Below are 17,641 nucleotides of genomic sequence, written 5' to 3' on the forward strand. Positions count from 1 at the left end.
GTAACAATATATCCATCAACTTTTGCAGCTGGAGGAGCGGCTGGTTTTGAAGCTTTTTTATTTTCTTCTTTTGAAGAAGACTGGCAACTGAATAACACTAAAAGGCCTGAAAAGGCAGTGATCAACTTTATTTTTTCCAACACTTGGTTCAATTTTAATATTAGACTACAATTTATAAAAAAACTGTCGTTTATAAACTTGCTATTTGCTAAAAGGTATATTTCGATTTTTTTTGGTAACTACTCAGGCATTTATATGAATCATGTAACATTATTAATTAAAAATTGATCAATAATAAATATTGCATAATTTAATTACTTTAAGAAATTTGAGCGAATTATTTTTGGCAGATTCAGGCTGTAAATTTACATTTTCGACACTACTTTTAAAGTATGTTTTATTCTGTTGGCCTGGTGAATAAGCTCCTGCTTTTCTTTACTTAAAATAGTTACATGCCCCATTTTGCGGCCGGGCTTAGTATTTGTTTTTCCGTAGATGTGTACAAATACATTGTCTAACTGTAAAATTTCGTTTAATCCTTCGTAATATGCTTCGCCGTTAAACCCTTCTGCACCCAATAAATTTACAATGGCTGCCGGTAAAATATGTTCTGTACAGCCTAAAGGATAATTAAGCATAATGCGCCACAACATATCAAACTGGCTGCTGTAATTGGCTTCAATTGTATGATGGCCGCTGTTATGCACTCTTGGCGCAGTTTCGTTTACCAAAACATTATTATCAATATCCACAAATAATTCTACTGCAAAAATGCCGGGACTTTTTAAATCTTTTACCACTTTTAATGCAATAGCTTCTGCTTTCCATAAAACTTTTTCGGGTAAATCGGCAGGACTTATTTGAAACTCCAGTAAATTTAAACGCTGGTCAAAAACCATATCTACAGGCGGGTACAAAGCATTTTCGCCTTTATCGTTTACAGCAATTATTACTGCGATTTCTTTTTTTATCTGTACTAACTTTTCTAAAACAGAAGGTGCATCAAAACCTTTTGCAAAATCGGCAGTTGTTTTCATCAACTCTACACCACGGCCATCATAACCACCCTTACCCACTTTGTGAGCAGCAGGTAAAAAATTTTGGTGTTGGTTTAATTCATTTTTATTTTGAGTAATTACAAAATCGCTGGTGGGTATTTGATTGTCTTTATAAAATTGCTTTTGTAAAATTTTATTTTTAATAATTTTTAATGCAGATGGTTTAGGGTAAACCTTTACACCTTCACTTTCTAATTTTTCAAGTGCTTCTTCGTTTACGCTTTCTATTTCGATAGTAATGGCATCTAAACCTTTTCCAAAATTATAAACGTCATCAAAATTTGTAATATCTCCTTTTGTAAAATGATGGCAGAGATGAGCAGCAGGGCAGGCGTCATCATTTTCCATTATATAAGTTTTAACAGGGTAATTTGCAGCGGCTTGTAAAAGCATTCTGCCCAACTGGCCACCACCTAGTATTCCAACATTTTTCATGCTGGCAAATATAGGTAAGTATCAAAATTATTTTAGAAAAAATACTTTGGCTTAAATTAATTATTTTTAGCGGGTAAAAATCTTGGTAATATCCATGGATGAGCAATTCTAATACGATGAAAAACAGCTTCTGCAGCAAATGCAGTTAGGTAATGAGCTTGCTTTTGAAAAAATTTACAAACAATACAGCATAAAACTTTATGGTAATTTATTCAGATTTGTAAAATCGGATAAAGATGCACAGGAACTTTTACAGGATGTTTTTTTAAAAGTGTGGAAAAACAGGCAACAGGTAGATATTGAAAAACCTTTTAGCTGCTACATTTTAAAAATTGCAGAAAATAATGTGTATGATTTTTTCCGCCAGGCTGCAAGGGATAAAAAAAGGGCCGCTCATTTAATAACTATTTCACCAGCTGAATATCTGCATATAGAAGAAATGCTTTTAAACAAAGAAACTGCACTTCTTCTCGAAAATGCCATCAAATCACTCTCTCCTCAGCGCCAGCAAATTTTCAGGCTTTGTAAAATAGAAGATAAAAGTTACAAAGAAGTAAGTGAACTGCTGGGTATTTCAGTTTCCACCATCAGCGATCATATTGTAAAAGCAACTAAGGCAATCCGTGCTTTTTTTATAAAACATGAGCATGCCTTACTTTCTCTGTTAGCTTTATCTTTCTCCATGGCCTCATAGTTCATTTTAAAATATATCACTTAGCAGCAGAGCATATCTTTGTGGCATGCGTATTTATATAGTAACCTACTACGAAAATTACCAAACGATATGCTATATCTATTTAAAAAATATTTGAACAATCAATGTACACCTGCTGAGGTGGAGGCATTACTGGAGTATTTTAATGTGCAGGAAAATGAGTTATTATTAAGGGATATCATCATGCAAAATTTAGAAATGGATGATACTTGGCCAGGCTCTAAAGCAACATGGGGTAATGCAGCTGATGAAACTTATGCCGGGATAAAAAAACAAATTGCAGCAGAAAAAAATAAAATGATCCCCATTTTTAAAAGAACATGGTTTAAGATAGCCGCAGCAGCTATTTTGTTATTTGGGATATTTACTTTTTATAAATTGGGGTTGGGTAAAAACAACCTTAAGCAGCAAGTTGCAAAAACTAATAGTGCAGATATGGCACCCGGGGGAAATAAAGCTGTATTAACACTGGCTGACGGTTCTAAAATTGTGTTAGACAGTGCCGCAAACGGTAACCTTACTAACCAGGGCAATACCACTATTATAAAACTGGATGGTAAATTGGCTTACACGGCTTCGGGCAACAACGGCGAAGTTTTATATAATACTATCAGTACACCTAAAGGCGGCATGTACCAAATTGTACTTTCCGATGGATCAAAAGTTTGGCTCAACGCTGCATCATCCTTACGTTTTCCAACTGCCTTTACAGGTAAACAAAGAAATGTTGAACTATCCGGCGAAGCCTATTTTGAAATAGAAAAAAATGCTGCAATGCCTTTTAATGTTACTGTAAGCGAAATGAATGTGCAGGTGCTGGGTACGCATTTTAATGTAATGGCTTATAATGAAGAAAGCGAAATAAAAACTACTTTACTTGAAGGTGCTGTAAAGGTTACAAAAGGCAGTGCTGTGGGTTTATTAAAACCGGGTAAACAGGCAAGCCTTGATAATAATGGCGCCATTATTATTACTGATGCAGAAATTGAAAAAGACCTGGCCTGGAAAAATGGCATGTTCTTTTTTGAAAATAACGATATTAAAACAATAATGCAACAGTTAAACCGGTGGTACGATGCAGATATCAGTTACCAGGGCAACGTTACCAGCAGAAGATTTACCGGACAAATTTCAAGGTATATAAATTTATCAGGGGTTTTAAAAATGCTTGAACTTACTGGTGATATACATTTTAAAATAGAAGGAAAAAAGATTTTAGTAATGCCTTAGTGATGCAAACAGTATTATCTAACTAAAAAATAATTAAACTTTAAAAACAATTAATAACCGTTAACAAAAGAAAAAACCGGAAATGTTTGCAGCACTTCCGGCAGGTATCTGAGTTAATTTTTTTTAATACAATCCTGTCTTAGACTGCTTATTATTTATTAATCTCAAACATTACAAAAGTATGAAAAATGTTACTTGTAATCCATTGCTTAAAAAGCAGGGGCTACTAACCAAAACCATTAAGATTATGAAATTGGTTGTTATTTTTTTGTTTGCAGCTGCTTTGCATGTGAGTGCAAATGGGTTCGGGCAAAAAATTACCATTTCTAAAAAAAATGTATCTCTCGAAAAAGTATTTAAAGAAATACGCAAACAAAGCGATTACTTTTTTATCTACAGCAATCAAAATGTAGAAAAAGCAACAAAGGTAAATATTGATGTAAAAGATGCTACTATACAGGAAGTGCTGGACCTGTGCCTTAAACAGCAACCATTAACTTATACCATTGTAGAAAAAACTGTAATAATAAAGCCTAAGCAAGAAGCTGTTGTTACAACTGTGGCAGTTGCACCTTTGGCAGTTGTAAGCGGTACAGTTACAAGTAAAGGAACGCCTTTGTCGGGTGTAAGTGTTTTAGCAAAACCATCAAACCGTGGCACTACTACAGATGCTAACGGCAAATATTCTCTAACAATTAAAGATGGTGATAAAACAATTTCTTTTTCATCTGTTGGCTATATTTCTCAAACTTTAAATATTAAAACTGAGGGTGGCGAACAAAAAACAGTAGATGCCGAATTATTAATAGACGATCAAAATCTTGAGTCATTAGTAATTTCAGTAGGTACCCGTTCTTTACCACGTTCTTCAGCAAATTCTCCGTTGCCAGTTGATAATTTTGATGCTAAATCATTAAAATCAACAGGGCAAACAACCTTTGATAAAGCTTTGCAATATCGTGTGCCTTCTTTTAACACTGTACAAACACCAGTAAATGATGCTACATCATTATTAGATCCGTATGAAATTAGAAATATGGGCCCAAGCCGTACTTTAATTTTGATAAATGGAAAAAGAAAAAACATGAGTTCATTGGTTTACACTCAAACATCTCCGGGACGGGGAGAAACCGGTGCTGATATTTCTGCAATTCCTACAGACGCTATTGAAAGAGTAGAAATTCTTCGTGATGGTGCTTCTGCACAGTACGGATCTGATGCAATAGCTGGTGTAATGAATATTATTTTGAAGAAAAATACCAATGGCGGTGCTGTAACAGTAAGAACAGGTATTACGGGTAAAGGCGATGGTAAAATGTATGGCATTAGTTTAAATAACGGATCTACCGTTGGCGAAAAAGGGTTTATTAATTATACTATTGATTTATCTAAAGTAGGTTTAGCAAACAGGCCTGGTACTTTAAGTGCTGCCGACGAAGCTGCTTACTGGGGCGTTCCTTTGGCTACTACACAGGCCTTTTTAAATTTAAAAAAAGATGGCGGTAATATTAATGGAGCACCAGAAACTTCAGCTGCAAAATTTGAGGTAAACGGAGGAAACGACTTAAGCTCAACAACAAAAATTTATTACAATGCTGCTTATGTTTTCAAAAAAGTAAACTCTTACGCTAATTACAGAGCACCTTATTGGAGAAAAGTTTCAGATATGCCCTATTTAGCTTCTTTATATGGTACAGGCACTCCGGCTTCTTATATTGGTTATGTGCCCACTTTTATTGGCGATTTAAACGATTATAATGCTACATTAGGTTTTAAATCTAAAAATAATGGCTGGCTTACAGATGTAAGTTTAACAACCGGCGGAAACTCTCAGGATTATACAGTAACTAATTCTCAAAACAGGTCTAAAGATGCTTCGGGTAATTTTATATATGCACCTAACCCTAATGTTTATATTGGTCAAAATACCTTTAAACCAGGCGGAACAAAATTCAGGCATTTAGTGGGTAACTTAGATATCTCCAAAGTAGTTGCCAGCAACTTAAGCATTGGTTTTGGGTCTGAGGTTAGAACAGAAAATTTTGAAGTTATAGCAGGCGATAAACAATCTTACGATGGTTTGGGGGCTGATTCTTATCAGGGAAACACACCTGAAAATTCTGGAAAATTTAACCGTTACAACCTTGGTGCATATTTTGATATGTCGTATGATGTTACTAAAGATTTCTTATTAAATGGTACCGTTCGTGGCGAAAGCTATAGCGATTTTGGAAATGCAACTGTTTGGAAAGTAAGTTCAAGATATAAAGCTTTGGATGATAAATTAACTTTTAGAGGATCTGCTTCTACAGGTTTTAGGGCACCATCTTTACATCAAATTTATACAGAGAAATCTCAATCTACTTTTTCTGGCGGATCAATTCAGATTACCGGAATTATAAATAATGTTTCTACAGCAGCAAGAACAAATGGGGTACCAAAATTAAAAGCAGAAAAATCAACCAACTTAACTTTTGGTGTTGGTGTAAAACCCGGTAGAGATTTTAGCGTAACTTTTGATTATTATAATATTAAAGTAAAAGACAGAATTGTATTAGGTAATTTGGTTGATTTTGGTACTGGCGGGCAAGCGTTTTTTGTAAACGCAATTAATTCTATTACCTCTGGTTTAGATTTTGTTGCCGAGTACAGAAATATAAAACTTGGAAAAGGCAAAGTAGTACTTAATTTATCAGGTAACTACACTATTGATAATAAAGTTGATGGCGCAGTAAATAACCCTGCAAGTGTAAAGGCTTTAACAGGTACATTAGCTGGGCAAACAGTTTTTAATGCTACGCAGGATGCTTTGATGTTTACATCAAGACCAAAGTTTAAATACATTTTTGGTGTAAATTATGAAGCAGGGAAATTGGGGCTTTCATTAAACAATACAGTTTTTGGACCAACCAAATTTAAACAGGCAGATTTTTCTAATCCGGGATTATACACCGAATTTAAAACAGCAGCAGTTACTGATTTAGGTATAAATTTTGAAGCAACTGATAAATTATCTATTGCATTCAACATCAATAACATTTTTAATGTTATACCTAAATACAAAATCAAATCTGATGGATCTGCTTCTGCAAATGCCATTGTAAACAACCCTGCTTTATTGCGTAACGAAGATCTAAATCTTACATTTGACGGACGTTACAACATCACTACTTATGATGGTTCTCAATTTAGCCAATTAGGTACAATGTTTAATTTGTCGTTTAATTATAAATTTTAAAAATTAAATAGTTGAAAAACCATATCATTTAGCAGTTGTTTTAAAAAGGGTTGATGACATGAAAATGCATCAACCCTTTTTTATTTTAAAAATTAGAGCAAAGATGGAAATTATTAACAGCACAATAGCCGATACGGAAGCAATATTTAAATTGTACGATGCTGCCATAGCTTTTCAAAAAACAAAATTTAATAAACACTGGCAGGGGTTTGATGCCGGGCTTGTAGAAAAGGAAATTAAAGAAAACCGGCAATGGAAAATAATGGTTGATGATAGTATTGTTTGCATTTTTGCAATAACATTTAATGATGTGGCCATTTGGGGCGAAAAAGATAACCAGCCATCAATCTATATACACCGCATTGTAACGCATCCATTGTTTAGAGGAAATAACTACGTAAAAGATATTGTAGCGTGGGCAAAAAAATATTGTAAAGAAAATAATAAACAATTTATAAGGATGGATACCTGGGGCGATAATCAAAAACTTATTGAGCATTATACCAATAACGGTTTTACTTTTTTAGGATTATCCGGAGAGATAAAATCTGATGCCCTGCCTAAACATTACGACTCAGTAACATTGAGCTTATTTGAAATAAAAATTGATTAAAACAATGAGTAATCTTTATACAAATCTTTCAGCGGTTTACGAAGCGATGTACCAAAGCTTTAATAACTACGATGAAGAATATGAGTTTTACAGCAATATTCTTCGCAAATACAATTGCCACTCTTTATTGGAAACGGGATGCGGTACAGGAAACCTTGCAAGCCGTTTTATAAAAAATAATTTTGATTATACAGGAATGGATTTTAGTGAGGGCATGCTGAATATTGCTAAGAAAAATAACGCACAGGGTAAATTTATGGCAGGTGATATGAGGGCTTTTGAATTAGAAACAAAAGTTGACGCATGTATTTTTACCGGACGTACCATCAGCCATCTTATACAAAATAAAGAAGTGCTGGATACTTTACAATGCATCCATAAAAATTTAAAATCGCCGGGTATTGTATGTTTCGATTGTATAGATGCCAATCAATTTGTGCCAATAACTTTTCCATCAAAAAAAATGATTCATAAAGTAAACTTTCAAAATAAAACTTATCTGCGTGAAAGTTTTTGGGAACCGACCTTTACAGATAGCTGGTCTTTTGTATGGAATTCTTTTTTTTATTACGAAAATGAAAACGGGCAATTGACAGCAATTGGCGAAGACACTACAGCCATCAGGACCTTCACCAAAGACGAAATGATAATTTTTTTGCAGTTGGCTGGCTTTCATGTTCTTGAAATGATTGCAAAACCTTCTTACGCATTTGATACCTTTGTAATGGTGGCTCAAAAAATAAATTGATTTTGTTATGGCAATGTATGATAATACCAATACGGTAGAAAAATCTTTCGACCTCAGTTATATTTCCGAACATTTAATACAGGCGCAATGGGCCGAATTTATTGAGCTGAAAAAAGTAATTACTGAACTGGCAATAAAGAAAAACGCACCCATTTCCATTTTAGATATCGGCATTGGCAATGCCCGTATCCCCAAACATTTATGCGGTGTAAAAGAAATTTGGGATGTGGTGGGTGAATATGATGGTACAGATAATGCAATGGCATGCGTTGACATTTCAAATAAAAATATTGCAGAGCTGCACATTCAAAATAAAGTAACCGCACATTTTTTTGAAGCCACTAATTTAGACAAATGGCAAAAAAAATACGATTTAGTAATTACTACCTGGTTTACAGCGGGCAATTTTTATCCTGATAATTTTTCTTTTGAAAATTATAAAAACTCCGTGCAAAGGCTCGACCTTTCAAAAAATGAAAAGTTTGAAACCATTTTTTCTGCTGCGTATAATCTTTTAAACCCCGGAGGAGAATTGGTATTAGGAGCCTGTTATCTTGATAACGAGAGTACACGCCAAAAACAGGAAGAATCGTATAATAAAATGGGCATGACGGTAATTACTGATGCCCAGGATTCTTTTACCGCCACCAAAGAAGGTTTTTGGAGCCAACGTTTTACAAAAGAAAAATTGTATAGCTACCTGCATTTTGCTGCTCCCGAAAAAATAATTATTACGCCGTTGGATACGTATAATTATGCTATGCAGGTAAGAATAAAAAAATAATTTTTATCAACATCCAAAAATAAACGGGCATTTTTTAACAACTTTCTTTATTACTATTACTGAATAAGATTGCATATTTTTGTTCCAGATGCAACCTGATTATCCACATAAAATTTTTACCGACAGGCGCAATAACTATTCTTTGTTAATGCTTGCGCTTGCCATGGATACGGTGCTTTAATTTGATATTCTTCCGCAGATAACGCTGATACCGCAGAAAATATGATCTGCATATTTTGCGAAATCAGCGGGCAAAAATTCTTCACTTCAAATTAATTACAATGCAAACAACAACAGCACAAATAATAACTGATAATAATACTGTAATAGATTTTTTACCGCTGCAGGGCACCGATTATGTAGAATTTTATGTGGGCAATGCCAAGCAGGCAGCACATTTTTATAAAACTGCTTTTGGTTTTCAAAGCCTTGCCTATGCAGGGCCCGAAACCGGTGTAAAAGATAAAGTGAGCTATGTTATCCGCCAGAATAAATTGACTTTTGTTTTAACTACACCTTTAAGAACGGATAATGAAATAGCCGAGCATATTTACAAACATGGCGACGGTGTAAAAATATTAGCATTGAAAGTAGAAGACGCCACAAGTGCATGGCAAGAAACTACCAAACGTGGTGGCAAATCTTATTTAACCCCAACCACTTTAAAAGATGATAATGGCGAAGTGGTTTTAAGCGGTATTCATACCTATGGCGAAACAGTGCATCTTTTTGTAGAGAGAAAAAATTACACAGGTCCATTTATGCCTGGTTTCAGAGAATGGAAATCGAATTACAATCCCATTTCAACAGGATTATTATATGTAGATCATTGCGTGGGCAATGTGGGATGGAACCAGATGAACCCATGGGTAAAATTTTATGAAGAGGTAATGGGCTTTAAAAATATTTTAAGTTTTGATGATAAAGATATTTCTACCGAATACTCTGCATTAATGAGCAAGGTAATGAGCAATGGAAATGGGTTTGTAAAATTCCCTATTAACGAACCTGCCGAAGGAAAAAAGAAAAGCCAGGTAGAAGAATATTTAGATTTTTACAATGGCGAAGGCGTACAGCATGTGGCCATTGCAACAGCTAATATTATTGAAACCGTAACCGAATTACAAAAACGTGGTATTGAGTTTTTAAAAATTCCGGATAGTTATTACGAAACGGTTTTAAACCGTGTGGGTAAAATTGATGAAGATTTAAAACCATTGAGCGAACTGGGTATTTTAATTGACCGTGATGACGAAGGTTATTTGTTGCAAATTTTCAGCAAACCTTTGGAAGACAGGCCTACATTATTTTTTGAAATCATTCAGCGTAAGGGAGCAAAAAGTTTTGGTAAAGGAAATTTTAAAGCTTTATTTGAGGCATTGGAAAAAGAGCAGGATTTAAGGGGAAATTTGTAATTACACTTGGGAAAACTCCTTACTTTTTCAACATTTGCCTCTCCTGTTATTTTTTTAACAAATAAAGTTTCAATTTTATTTTTATTTTTACGTTCTTTAAGGGTAACCCCAATATTTCTAATGAAGTCTTTCTTAATAAAATTTTTTCTTATTACCGTACCTGCTTTTTTAGCAGCAGGCACTTTATTCTCACAAACTTCATTTGTAGATTTTCAAAAAGTTTCAGGGAAAGTTTCAGGCATCTTCAGCAATATGGAAGATTCGGTAAGAAAGCAGTTTGAAGATAAAAAATTAACCTGGCCACCACAGGAAATGTATGTGCGTTCGTTTAAATACGACAGGCAACTGGAAGTTTGGGTAAAAGGAAACGCTAAAGAACCATTTAAGCTTTTTAAATCTTACAAAGTGTGCATGCAAAGCGGCACCATGGGGCCCAAGCGTATGGAAGGAGATTACCAGGTGCCCGAAGGTTTTTATTATATCAACGAGTTTAACCCCAACAGCAATTATCATTTGGCACTCGGTTTAAATTATCCCAATGCCTCCGATAAAATTTTAAGCGATTCTGTTCGTCCGGGTAATGCCATTTATATACATGGCAATTGCGTTTCTACCGGCTGCATACCCATCACCGATATACCGATGGAAGAAGTGTACATTATTGCCACACATGTAAAAACCAACGGACAGGATTTTATTCCCGTACATGTTTTCCCTGTAAAATATAATGTAAAAAAATCTGCCGATTACCTTGCAGAAACATTAAAAATAAAACCTGCATTAGTTGGTTTTACTGCTCAGCTAAAAGAAGCTTTTAATTTTTTTGAAGAGAAAAAACAACTGCCTGTTATTTTGGTGAATAAGAAAGGGGAGTATGTGGTGGATTAATTTTTTGATGCCCTTAGTGCCAGTAGTTCGGCTGTATTCATTACTCTTTTAAAATTAAGTTTCTTTAATCCTCGGTACAAAATTTTATCCCCAGTCCAAAGAGTAGCTTTTAAAAATCTAGTTAACGCTACAAAATCTGTGTCATCTATGTCAAGGCCTTTTGTTATTTGTTCCGATGCCAGCCAGGTTTCTGCAGGAATAATTTCTTCGTTTATAAATTTAAGTTTTGAAATAACCAGTGTATAGGATATTTCGAGATTTTCCTGTGTTAATTTTGAAATTTTCTTTAGCCGTTCCCAATGTTTTTGAATTTCATAACGCATATAACTGCAACTGTAAAATTAAAAATCTTTGTCGGAATTAAATAACAAATCTCCAATATTTCCGTTTGACTTTAGTAAGGCACTAAAAATAATATTGGTGTCAACAACTATTTTCATTTTACAAATCTGCTTCGGTTTTTACTCCACCAGCCTTCTTTAACATCATTAGCCAAAGCGTTAATGTCGGATTGTTTTGCTTTTGATTTTGAAGTAGCTTCTTTATAAGTAAGGTAATCAACTAAACGCTGCAGACCGGTTGTATCAACGCCGGAGGGAAGCCTGATAATTACTTCTTTTTTTGTTCTTTCAATAACCATATGCTTGTATTTAGTTCAAGTTACGAAATTATTTGTCTTTATTAAGTTTAGGGCGGAGCAATATTATTTTATATCTTTTAAACGATCAATACATCAGCACCTGCACCGTTTCCGTTGTTCTTTGCGTTAGCAAAATAGTTTTATCTTTTGTTAACTCATCAAATTTTTCTCTGGTATAATGACGGATAGTTAACAACGTTAAATCTTTTTTCACCTGCACATCAAATAATTCGCTGGCGGCTAATGCCAGTTTCTCAATCTTGTCCGGCCGGTCATCTAAACAACATAAAATACTTATTGCACCCGTTTGTGTAAGGTTGGGTTTAATTTTTATAGTGGCAAAAAGTTCATATAGATCACTTATGCCATTTTCTCCCACAAAAGAAAAATCTTTGCTGCTCAATTCCATTAATACCTGTTTATCTTTTACAACAATTATAGGTGGCAGTTTATGATCTGTTTTATTACTGATAATTGTTCCTGCAAGGTCAGGTTGCAAAAAACATCTTACATGCAAAGGGATATTTTTATTTTGTAAAGGTTTGATTGTTTTTGGGTGAATAACCTGTGCACCGTAATATGCCATTTCAATTACTTCGGTATAACTTAATGCATCAATAAATGTTGCATCGGCAAATTGTTTGGGGTCGGCATTCATCACGCCTTCCACATCTTTCCAAATGGTTTGGCTTTCGGCATTTAACAGGTTGGCAAAAATAGCGGCGCTGTAATCGCTGCCTTCTCTTCCTAAAGTAGTGCTTTCATTTTCATCGGTAGCGCCAATAAATCCCTGTGTAATTACAATATCAGCGGTATTAAAAATGGGTGCAATAACATCGGTAACTTTTTGTTGGGTGTAAGTCCAGTCAATAATGGCATCTCTAAAATTATCGTCGGTTCTTACTATATCCCTTACATCAATCCATTTATTTTTTATATTAATTTCATTAAGATAATCACTCAACATGGCGGTGCTTAATAATTCGCCGCTGCAAACAATTTGATCGTAATAATAATCGTATTCTCTTACTGCTTTATCATGCAGCAGCCATTCAATTTCTGTAAAAAAATCTTTTAAATGATTTTCGGCCTGCTGCCAGCTTAATGGCGTAAGATATTTAAGTGTATTAAGATGTTGTTCTTTAACCTGCTCAAATAATTTTAGTGCATCGTCATTTCTGCCTTCAAAAAAAGCATCCACCACTTTTTCCAGTGCATTGGTGGTTTTGCCCATGGCAGAAATAATTATTAAAATTTTTTCTCCGCTGAAAGACTGTAAAATTTTACCAACGTTTTGTATTCTTTCTACGCTGTTGATGCTGGCGCCTCCAAATTTAAAAACCTTCATAGTTATCTATTAATGTGCCATTTGCTGTTTGGCTAATTATTTTATTCTTACTTTTGAAATGCAAATCTAATCCCGATTTGCATCGATACAAAATCTACAACCAGAAATAAATATATGGTACCAAACAGAAGGATTCAAACACTGGACGAATTTACCATTCAGCAGTTACGTGATTTTCCAAAAGCCACCGGCGAATTATCTAATTTATTAAGAGATATTGGCCTTGCAGCAAAACGTGTAAATGTAGAGGTAAATAAAGCCGGGCTGGTAGATATTTTAGGCGATGCAGGCGAAATGAATGTACAGGGCGAAGAAGTAAAAAAATTAGACATTTTTGCCAACAATCAGTTTGTAGGTGTATTGCGCCACGGCATTAGTTGTGCTGGCATTGGCAGCGAAGAACTGGACGACATTGTAATTTTTGACGATGAAGTGAGTAACAACAGTAAATATGTTTGTTTGTTCGATCCTCTGGATGGCAGCAGCAATATTGATGTAAATGTTTCTATCGGTACCATTTTTAGTGTGTACCGGCGTGTGAGCGAATTAGGAAAACCTGCAACAGAAGCAGATTTTTTACAACAGGGTGTAAAGCAGGTTGCAGCAGGTTATATTATTTATGGGTCATCCACCATGATGGTGTATGCAACAAGGCGAGGCGTAAATGGTTTTACATTGGATCAGTCTATTGGAGAATTTACTTTAAGCCATCCAAATATTGTTTGCCCGGAAACAGGAAAATTTTATTCTGTAAACCACGGTAACTTTTTTCAGTACGAGGAACCGGTAAAAAAATATATTACCGAATGTCAGAAAAAAACAAAGGATAATGGCGGGCCTTACACACAACGTTATATTGGCAGCATGGTAGCAGATATACATCGTAATTTAATTAAAGGCGGCATCTTTATGTATCCTGCAGTGTTTGATAAGCCCAAAGGAAAATTACGGGTAATGTACGAGTGTAACCCCTGTGCATTTATTATTGAAGTGGCAGGTGGTAAAGCTACAAACGGAAAACAACGCATGCTGGAAGTACAGCCAACAGGGCTTCACCAGCGTACACCATTTTTTGCAGGCAGTAAATTAATGATGGAAGAGTTGGAAGGTTTTATGAAAACGGGTGTATAGAATTACTGGCCGGCAAAAATATTTTACTCTAAAAAATAATTTATTTAAGAATAACAGCTTTGAGAAATGGTAGAGATTATTGAATATGAAAATAAATATCAACCAGATTTTTATAAATTGAATATAGAATGGTTGGATAAATATAATCTTACCGAAAGTCATGATTTAATGATTTTAGATAATCCGGAAGATACCATTATTAGTAAAGGTGGTTTTATATGGCTGGCTAAAGTGGGGGATAAAATTGTTGGTTCTGCTGCATTGATAAAAGAAAACAACGAAATATTTGAATTGGCTAAAATGGCGGTGGCCGATGAGTTTAAAGGAAAAGGAATAAGTAAATTATTGATTGAAGTATGTATTGATAAAGCCAGAAAAATTGGCGCAGGTAAACTTGAACTTTTTTCCAATCACCAGCTAATAACTGCTTTAGGACTGTATCAAAAATATGGCTTCCATCATGTTGCAGTAACCAACTCCCCGTTTGAAACAGCAGATGTAAAAATGGAGATGAAATTGTAAATTGCAGGTATGAAAATTATCATCTCAGTAAAAAATTTAAAAAAAAATTACGGCAATTTTGCAGCCGTAAAAGATATTTCCTTTGATGTATATGAAGGAGAAATATTTGGGTTATTAGGGCCCAATGGCGCAGGCAAATCTACCACACTTGAAATTATTGAAACCTTAAGGGATAAAACCAGCGGCGAAATAATTGTTGACGGAATAAATTTGGATGAAAACCCCAACGACATAAAAAAAATAATTGGTGTACAGTTGCAAACATCAGGTTTTTATCCCGGCCTTACTTTAATTGAACTTATACATTTATTTGGCGGTTTATACAACCAGCCGGTAAACCCAACAGAATTATTAAAACTGGTTAATTTAGAAGATAAGGCAAAAAATAAATTTAAAGAATTAAGTGGCGGACAAAAACAACGCTTTTCAATTGCTACCACGTTAATTAATAAACCTAAAATTATTTTTTTAGATGAACCTACAACAGGTTTAGATCCGCAGGCAAGAAGAAATTTATGGGATCTAATAATAAATATCAGGGCGCAGGGCACCACCGTTATTATCACCACACATTATATGGACGAAGCCGAACAGCTTTGCGACAGGATTGCCATAATGGATGAGGGTAAAATAATTTCTTTAGATTCGCCTGATAAAATGATTGATGATTTAGTGGCCAGTGGTTTTGAAAAACCCAAACAGGTTAAAGCCGCCAACCTCGAAGATGTTTTTATACATTTAACAGGAAAAGAAATGAGGGATGAATAACAAGTTGTTTATTTGCACAATTAATTTATAAATAAAAAATAAAAGTAAATGAAGAAGGCATTAGTTAGTATGATGTTGATGGCAACATTTTTTTATGCGGCTGCACAAAAGCCTGCCAAAGTAGTGGCAAAACCAGCGGCGGCAAAGCCTGTTGCGGCAAAATCAATATTTAAAAATTTATCCGATAGCTTTAGTTATGCAGCAGGGTATGCAGTTGCTACCAATATGCGGTCGCAAAATATAAAAAGGGTTAATGCTGCCATTATGCAAAGGGCCATTGATGATGTATATAAAAATAAGCAACCATTAATTGAGCCTGCTAAAATGAATGAATGTTTGCAAAGGCAATCGCAGGTTTTTGGCGAAGAAAAAATGAAAGAAGATAAATTGAATGAGGGTAAGGTGAAAGAAGCAGCTGCAGCGGAAATTGCAAAAGGCGTTGCTTTTTTAGAAGCTAACAAAAAACGTACAGGTGTTATTACTCTGCCTAATGGTCTGCAATACGAAATAATTAAAGGCGCAGACAGCGTAACTGCCAAACCAAAAATTAACGATGCAGTGGTGGTAAATTATATCGGTACTACTGTTGACGGAATTGAATTTGATAATTCGTATAAACGAGGTCAACCACTAACCATAGCCGTTACCAGTGTAATAAAAGGCTGGACAGAAATTTTACAATTAATGAGTATAGGCGATAAATGGAAAGTATATATTCCTACAGAGCTTGGTTATTATTTAAATCCCCCTGACCCAAATGCAATACCACCGGGAGCTGCTTTAATTTTTGAAATGTCGTTAGAAGGAATTAAACCAGGCGGTAGAAATTAAAATTAAAAAATTGTTTTTCAAGAATTCAATAGTTTCAAAAAAAAGGACAGGAAGAAAAACTGGTTAAATGCTGCTATGAATAAATTTATTAGACAAATTAATAATCAACAATGAGTGAAGATTTAAGATACCCCATTGGTAAATACGAAGCACAACCATTTTCTGATAAACAATTGCAGCAGTGGTTGCTCGACATAAAAAATTTACCACAGCATTTAGAAAATGCTATTTTAAATTTAGATGCTGCACAACTCAATACAGTTTATCGTGAAGGTGGATGGATGGTGAAGCAAGTGGTGCATCATGTTGCCGACAGCCACATGAATGCCTATATACGTTTTAAACTGGGACTTACAGAAAACAATCCCACCATCAGGCCTTATGATGAAGTGGCATGGGCCGAGTTAAAAGATTCTTTAGAATTGCCCATTAATATTTCACTTACTTTATTGCATGCATTGCACAGCCGCTGGTATCATATTCTTAAAAATTTATCGGAAACAGATTTACAAAAAACAGTTTTTCATCCCGAACATAAAAAAGAAATGACCTTGTGGTTTTTGCTGGGTATGTACGCATGGCATGGCAGGCATCATGTGGCGCATATTACCAATTTAAGAGAAAGGATGAAATGGTAAATATTTGATTATTTAACTGGTTAATTAGTTTATTGGGGAAGCGCTAAAACCTAAATTTCTAAACCCCCTAAACCAAAACAATGAACTGGACAAAACTCTCCTCAAAATATTTAAGCAACCACATTTATTTTACTGCAAGAGAAGACCGTTGCGAAAGACCCGACGGGCAAATTGTAGATCCTTATTTTGTGGTGGAAATGCCGCCGAGTGTTTGTGCTGTGCCGGTTACAGAAAATAACGAAGTGGTATTGGTAAGGCAATATCGCCATGCCATTGGCGAAACTATTCTGGAAATTCCCGGCGGATTTATTGATGCAGGCGAAGATGTGCAAAAAGCTATTGCAAGAGAATTGCTTGAAGAAACCGGATACGAATTTACCAGCTACGATTATTTAGGAAAAATTGCTTCTAACCCAGGCATGATTGATAACTTTACTTATTTGTATTTGGCAAGAGGAGGAAAAAAAATAGCAGCACAACAATTAGATCGTAACGAAGAAATAGAATTATTAACAGTGCCATTAGAAAAATTCAGGCACGCCGGTGAGCTGCGCCACGAGCTCGCCGATTTGCGTGTGCACGTGCACGAAGGTGTCGGAGCCGGAGATCTCGGCGAGTTCGACCTTGCCGGGCAAGGCG

17 protein-coding genes and 2 pseudogenes are annotated in these 17,641 nt (G+C 35.1%); 14 read left to right on the forward strand and 5 right to left on the reverse strand.

Annotated elements, in window-relative coordinates; genetic code table 11:
- Positions 1–365 precede the first annotated feature (365 nt).
- Positions 366–1,493 carry a 5-(carboxyamino)imidazole ribonucleotide synthase gene (locus tag ACY65O_RS07335; RefSeq protein WP_462220203.1) on the reverse strand — a complete coding sequence of 376 codons (1,128 nt, stop codon included), beginning with the start codon at positions 1,491–1,493 and terminating at the stop codon, positions 366–368.
- Positions 1,494–1,632: 139 nt separating this feature from the next.
- Here ACY65O_RS07335 and ACY65O_RS07340 point away from each other — a divergent pair, with 139 nt between their 5' ends.
- The 8 genes from ACY65O_RS07340 (at position 1,633) to ACY65O_RS07375 (ending at position 11,124) form a co-directional block, all read left to right on the forward strand.
- Entirely contained in the window at positions 1,633–2,187 is a 555-nt protein-coding gene (locus tag ACY65O_RS07340) for an RNA polymerase sigma factor (RefSeq protein WP_462220204.1), read from the forward strand.
- A gap of 90 nt (positions 2,188–2,277) precedes the next feature.
- On the forward strand, positions 2,278–3,438 hold the full coding sequence (locus ACY65O_RS07345; protein ID WP_462220205.1) for a FecR family protein: 1,161 nt from the start codon (positions 2,278–2,280) through the stop codon (positions 3,436–3,438).
- Between the two features lie 247 nt (positions 3,439–3,685).
- Complete coding sequence (locus ACY65O_RS07350; RefSeq protein WP_462220206.1) at positions 3,686–6,676, forward strand: TonB-dependent receptor domain-containing protein; 2,991 nt, start codon at positions 3,686–3,688, stop codon at positions 6,674–6,676.
- Positions 6,677–6,779: 103 nt separating this feature from the next.
- On the forward strand, positions 6,780–7,289 hold the full coding sequence (locus ACY65O_RS07355) for a GNAT family N-acetyltransferase (RefSeq protein WP_462220207.1): 510 nt from the start codon (positions 6,780–6,782) through the stop codon (positions 7,287–7,289).
- A 4-nt stretch (positions 7,290–7,293) separates the two neighbouring features.
- Positions 7,294–8,037, forward strand: a complete 744-nt coding sequence (locus ACY65O_RS07360; RefSeq protein ID WP_462220208.1) for a class I SAM-dependent DNA methyltransferase — start codon at positions 7,294–7,296, stop codon at positions 8,035–8,037.
- Positions 8,038–8,044: 7 nt separating this feature from the next.
- Positions 8,045–8,821: a methyltransferase domain-containing protein gene (locus ACY65O_RS07365; protein WP_462220209.1), complete on the forward strand. Its 777-nt coding sequence runs from the start codon at positions 8,045–8,047 to the stop codon at positions 8,819–8,821.
- A gap of 281 nt (positions 8,822–9,102) precedes the next feature.
- Positions 9,103–10,236 carry a 4-hydroxyphenylpyruvate dioxygenase gene (gene hppD, locus ACY65O_RS07370; RefSeq protein ID WP_462220210.1) on the forward strand — a complete coding sequence of 378 codons (1,134 nt, stop codon included), beginning with the start codon at positions 9,103–9,105 and terminating at the stop codon, positions 10,234–10,236.
- 120 nt (positions 10,237–10,356) lie between these two features.
- The gene (locus tag ACY65O_RS07375) at positions 10,357–11,124 is read left to right on the forward strand and encodes a L,D-transpeptidase family protein (RefSeq protein ID WP_462220211.1); all 768 of its coding nucleotides are present in this window, start codon (positions 10,357–10,359) and stop codon (positions 11,122–11,124) included.
- Here ACY65O_RS07375 and ACY65O_RS07380 read toward each other — a convergent pair.
- From ACY65O_RS07380 to ACY65O_RS07390, 3 genes and pseudogenes are all read right to left on the reverse strand, one after another.
- Positions 11,121–11,453: pseudogene (locus ACY65O_RS07380) on the reverse strand (PIN domain-containing protein); the annotation flags it as partial. The gene ACY65O_RS07375 and the pseudogene ACY65O_RS07380 sit on opposite strands and share 4 nt — an antisense overlap.
- A 107-nt stretch (positions 11,454–11,560) precedes the next feature.
- Entirely contained in the window at positions 11,561–11,764 is a 204-nt protein-coding gene (locus ACY65O_RS07385) for a hypothetical protein (protein ID WP_462220212.1), read from the reverse strand.
- An 85-nt stretch (positions 11,765–11,849) separates the two neighbouring features.
- On the reverse strand, positions 11,850–13,112 hold the full coding sequence (locus ACY65O_RS07390; RefSeq protein WP_462220213.1) for an aspartate kinase: 1,263 nt from the start codon (positions 13,110–13,112) through the stop codon (positions 11,850–11,852).
- Between the two features lie 114 nt (positions 13,113–13,226).
- On the opposite strand from ACY65O_RS07390, the gene fbp reads away from it, so the two are divergent.
- The 6 genes and pseudogenes from fbp to ACY65O_RS07420 all read left to right on the forward strand — a co-directional run.
- Complete coding sequence (fbp, locus tag ACY65O_RS07395) at positions 13,227–14,243, forward strand: class 1 fructose-bisphosphatase (RefSeq protein WP_462220214.1); 1,017 nt, start codon at positions 13,227–13,229, stop codon at positions 14,241–14,243.
- A 66-nt stretch (positions 14,244–14,309) separates the two neighbouring features.
- Positions 14,310–14,765, forward strand: a complete 456-nt coding sequence (locus tag ACY65O_RS07400) for a GNAT family N-acetyltransferase (RefSeq protein ID WP_462220215.1) — start codon at positions 14,310–14,312, stop codon at positions 14,763–14,765.
- Between the two features lie 9 nt (positions 14,766–14,774).
- Positions 14,775–15,533, forward strand: coding sequence for an ABC transporter ATP-binding protein (locus ACY65O_RS07405; protein WP_462220216.1), 759 nt, complete (start codon positions 14,775–14,777; stop codon positions 15,531–15,533).
- Positions 15,534–15,581: 48 nt separating this feature from the next.
- Entirely contained in the window at positions 15,582–16,364 is a 783-nt protein-coding gene (locus ACY65O_RS07410; RefSeq protein WP_462220217.1) for an FKBP-type peptidyl-prolyl cis-trans isomerase, read from the forward strand.
- A 110-nt stretch (positions 16,365–16,474) separates the two neighbouring features.
- Complete coding sequence (locus ACY65O_RS07415) at positions 16,475–17,002, forward strand: YfiT family bacillithiol transferase (protein ID WP_462220218.1); 528 nt, start codon at positions 16,475–16,477, stop codon at positions 17,000–17,002.
- 197 nt (positions 17,003–17,199) lie between these two features.
- Positions 17,200–17,481: pseudogene (locus tag ACY65O_RS07420) on the forward strand (NUDIX hydrolase); the annotation flags it as partial.
- Positions 17,482–17,523: 42 nt separating this feature from the next.
- Here the strand turns inward: ACY65O_RS07420 and ACY65O_RS07425 are convergent.
- Positions 17,524–17,637, reverse strand: coding sequence for a hypothetical protein (locus ACY65O_RS07425; RefSeq protein ID WP_462220219.1), 114 nt, complete (start codon positions 17,635–17,637; stop codon positions 17,524–17,526).
- Positions 17,638–17,641 lie beyond the last annotated feature (4 nt).

Source organism: Ferruginibacter sp., from assembly GCF_031430955.1.
GTDB lineage: Bacteria > Bacteroidota > Bacteroidia > Chitinophagales > Chitinophagaceae > Ferruginibacter.

Excerpts from the sequence above, each read along its gene's own strand:
- hppD (WP_462220210.1), top strand. The coding sequence starts at position 9,103 with ATGCAAACAACAACAGCACAAATAATAACTGATAATAATACTGTAATA.
- ACY65O_RS07415 (WP_462220218.1), top strand. The coding sequence starts at position 16,475 with ATGAGTGAAGATTTAAGATACCCCATTGGTAAATACGAAGCACAACCA.
- ACY65O_RS07345 (WP_462220205.1), top strand. The coding sequence starts at position 2,278 with ATGCTATATCTATTTAAAAAATATTTGAACAATCAATGTACACCTGCT.
- ACY65O_RS07385 (WP_462220212.1), bottom strand. The coding sequence starts at position 11,764 with ATGGTTATTGAAAGAACAAAAAAAGAAGTAATTATCAGGCTTCCCTCC.
- ACY65O_RS07340 (WP_462220204.1), top strand. The coding sequence starts at position 1,633 with ATGCAGTTAGGTAATGAGCTTGCTTTTGAAAAAATTTACAAACAATAC.
- ACY65O_RS07410 (WP_462220217.1), top strand. The coding sequence starts at position 15,582 with ATGAAGAAGGCATTAGTTAGTATGATGTTGATGGCAACATTTTTTTAT.
- ACY65O_RS07365 (WP_462220209.1), top strand. The coding sequence starts at position 8,045 with ATGGCAATGTATGATAATACCAATACGGTAGAAAAATCTTTCGACCTC.
- ACY65O_RS07355 (WP_462220207.1), top strand. The coding sequence starts at position 6,780 with ATGGAAATTATTAACAGCACAATAGCCGATACGGAAGCAATATTTAAA.
- ACY65O_RS07390 (WP_462220213.1), bottom strand. The coding sequence starts at position 13,112 with ATGAAGGTTTTTAAATTTGGAGGCGCCAGCATCAACAGCGTAGAAAGA.
- ACY65O_RS07400 (WP_462220215.1), top strand. The coding sequence starts at position 14,310 with ATGGTAGAGATTATTGAATATGAAAATAAATATCAACCAGATTTTTAT.
- ACY65O_RS07335 (WP_462220203.1), bottom strand. The coding sequence starts at position 1,493 with ATGAAAAATGTTGGAATACTAGGTGGTGGCCAGTTGGGCAGAATGCTT.
- ACY65O_RS07375 (WP_462220211.1), top strand. The coding sequence starts at position 10,357 with ATGAAGTCTTTCTTAATAAAATTTTTTCTTATTACCGTACCTGCTTTT.
- fbp (WP_462220214.1), top strand. The coding sequence starts at position 13,227 with ATGGTACCAAACAGAAGGATTCAAACACTGGACGAATTTACCATTCAG.
- ACY65O_RS07350 (WP_462220206.1), top strand. The coding sequence starts at position 3,686 with ATGAAATTGGTTGTTATTTTTTTGTTTGCAGCTGCTTTGCATGTGAGT.
- ACY65O_RS07360 (WP_462220208.1), top strand. The coding sequence starts at position 7,294 with ATGAGTAATCTTTATACAAATCTTTCAGCGGTTTACGAAGCGATGTAC.
- ACY65O_RS07405 (WP_462220216.1), top strand. The coding sequence starts at position 14,775 with ATGAAAATTATCATCTCAGTAAAAAATTTAAAAAAAAATTACGGCAAT.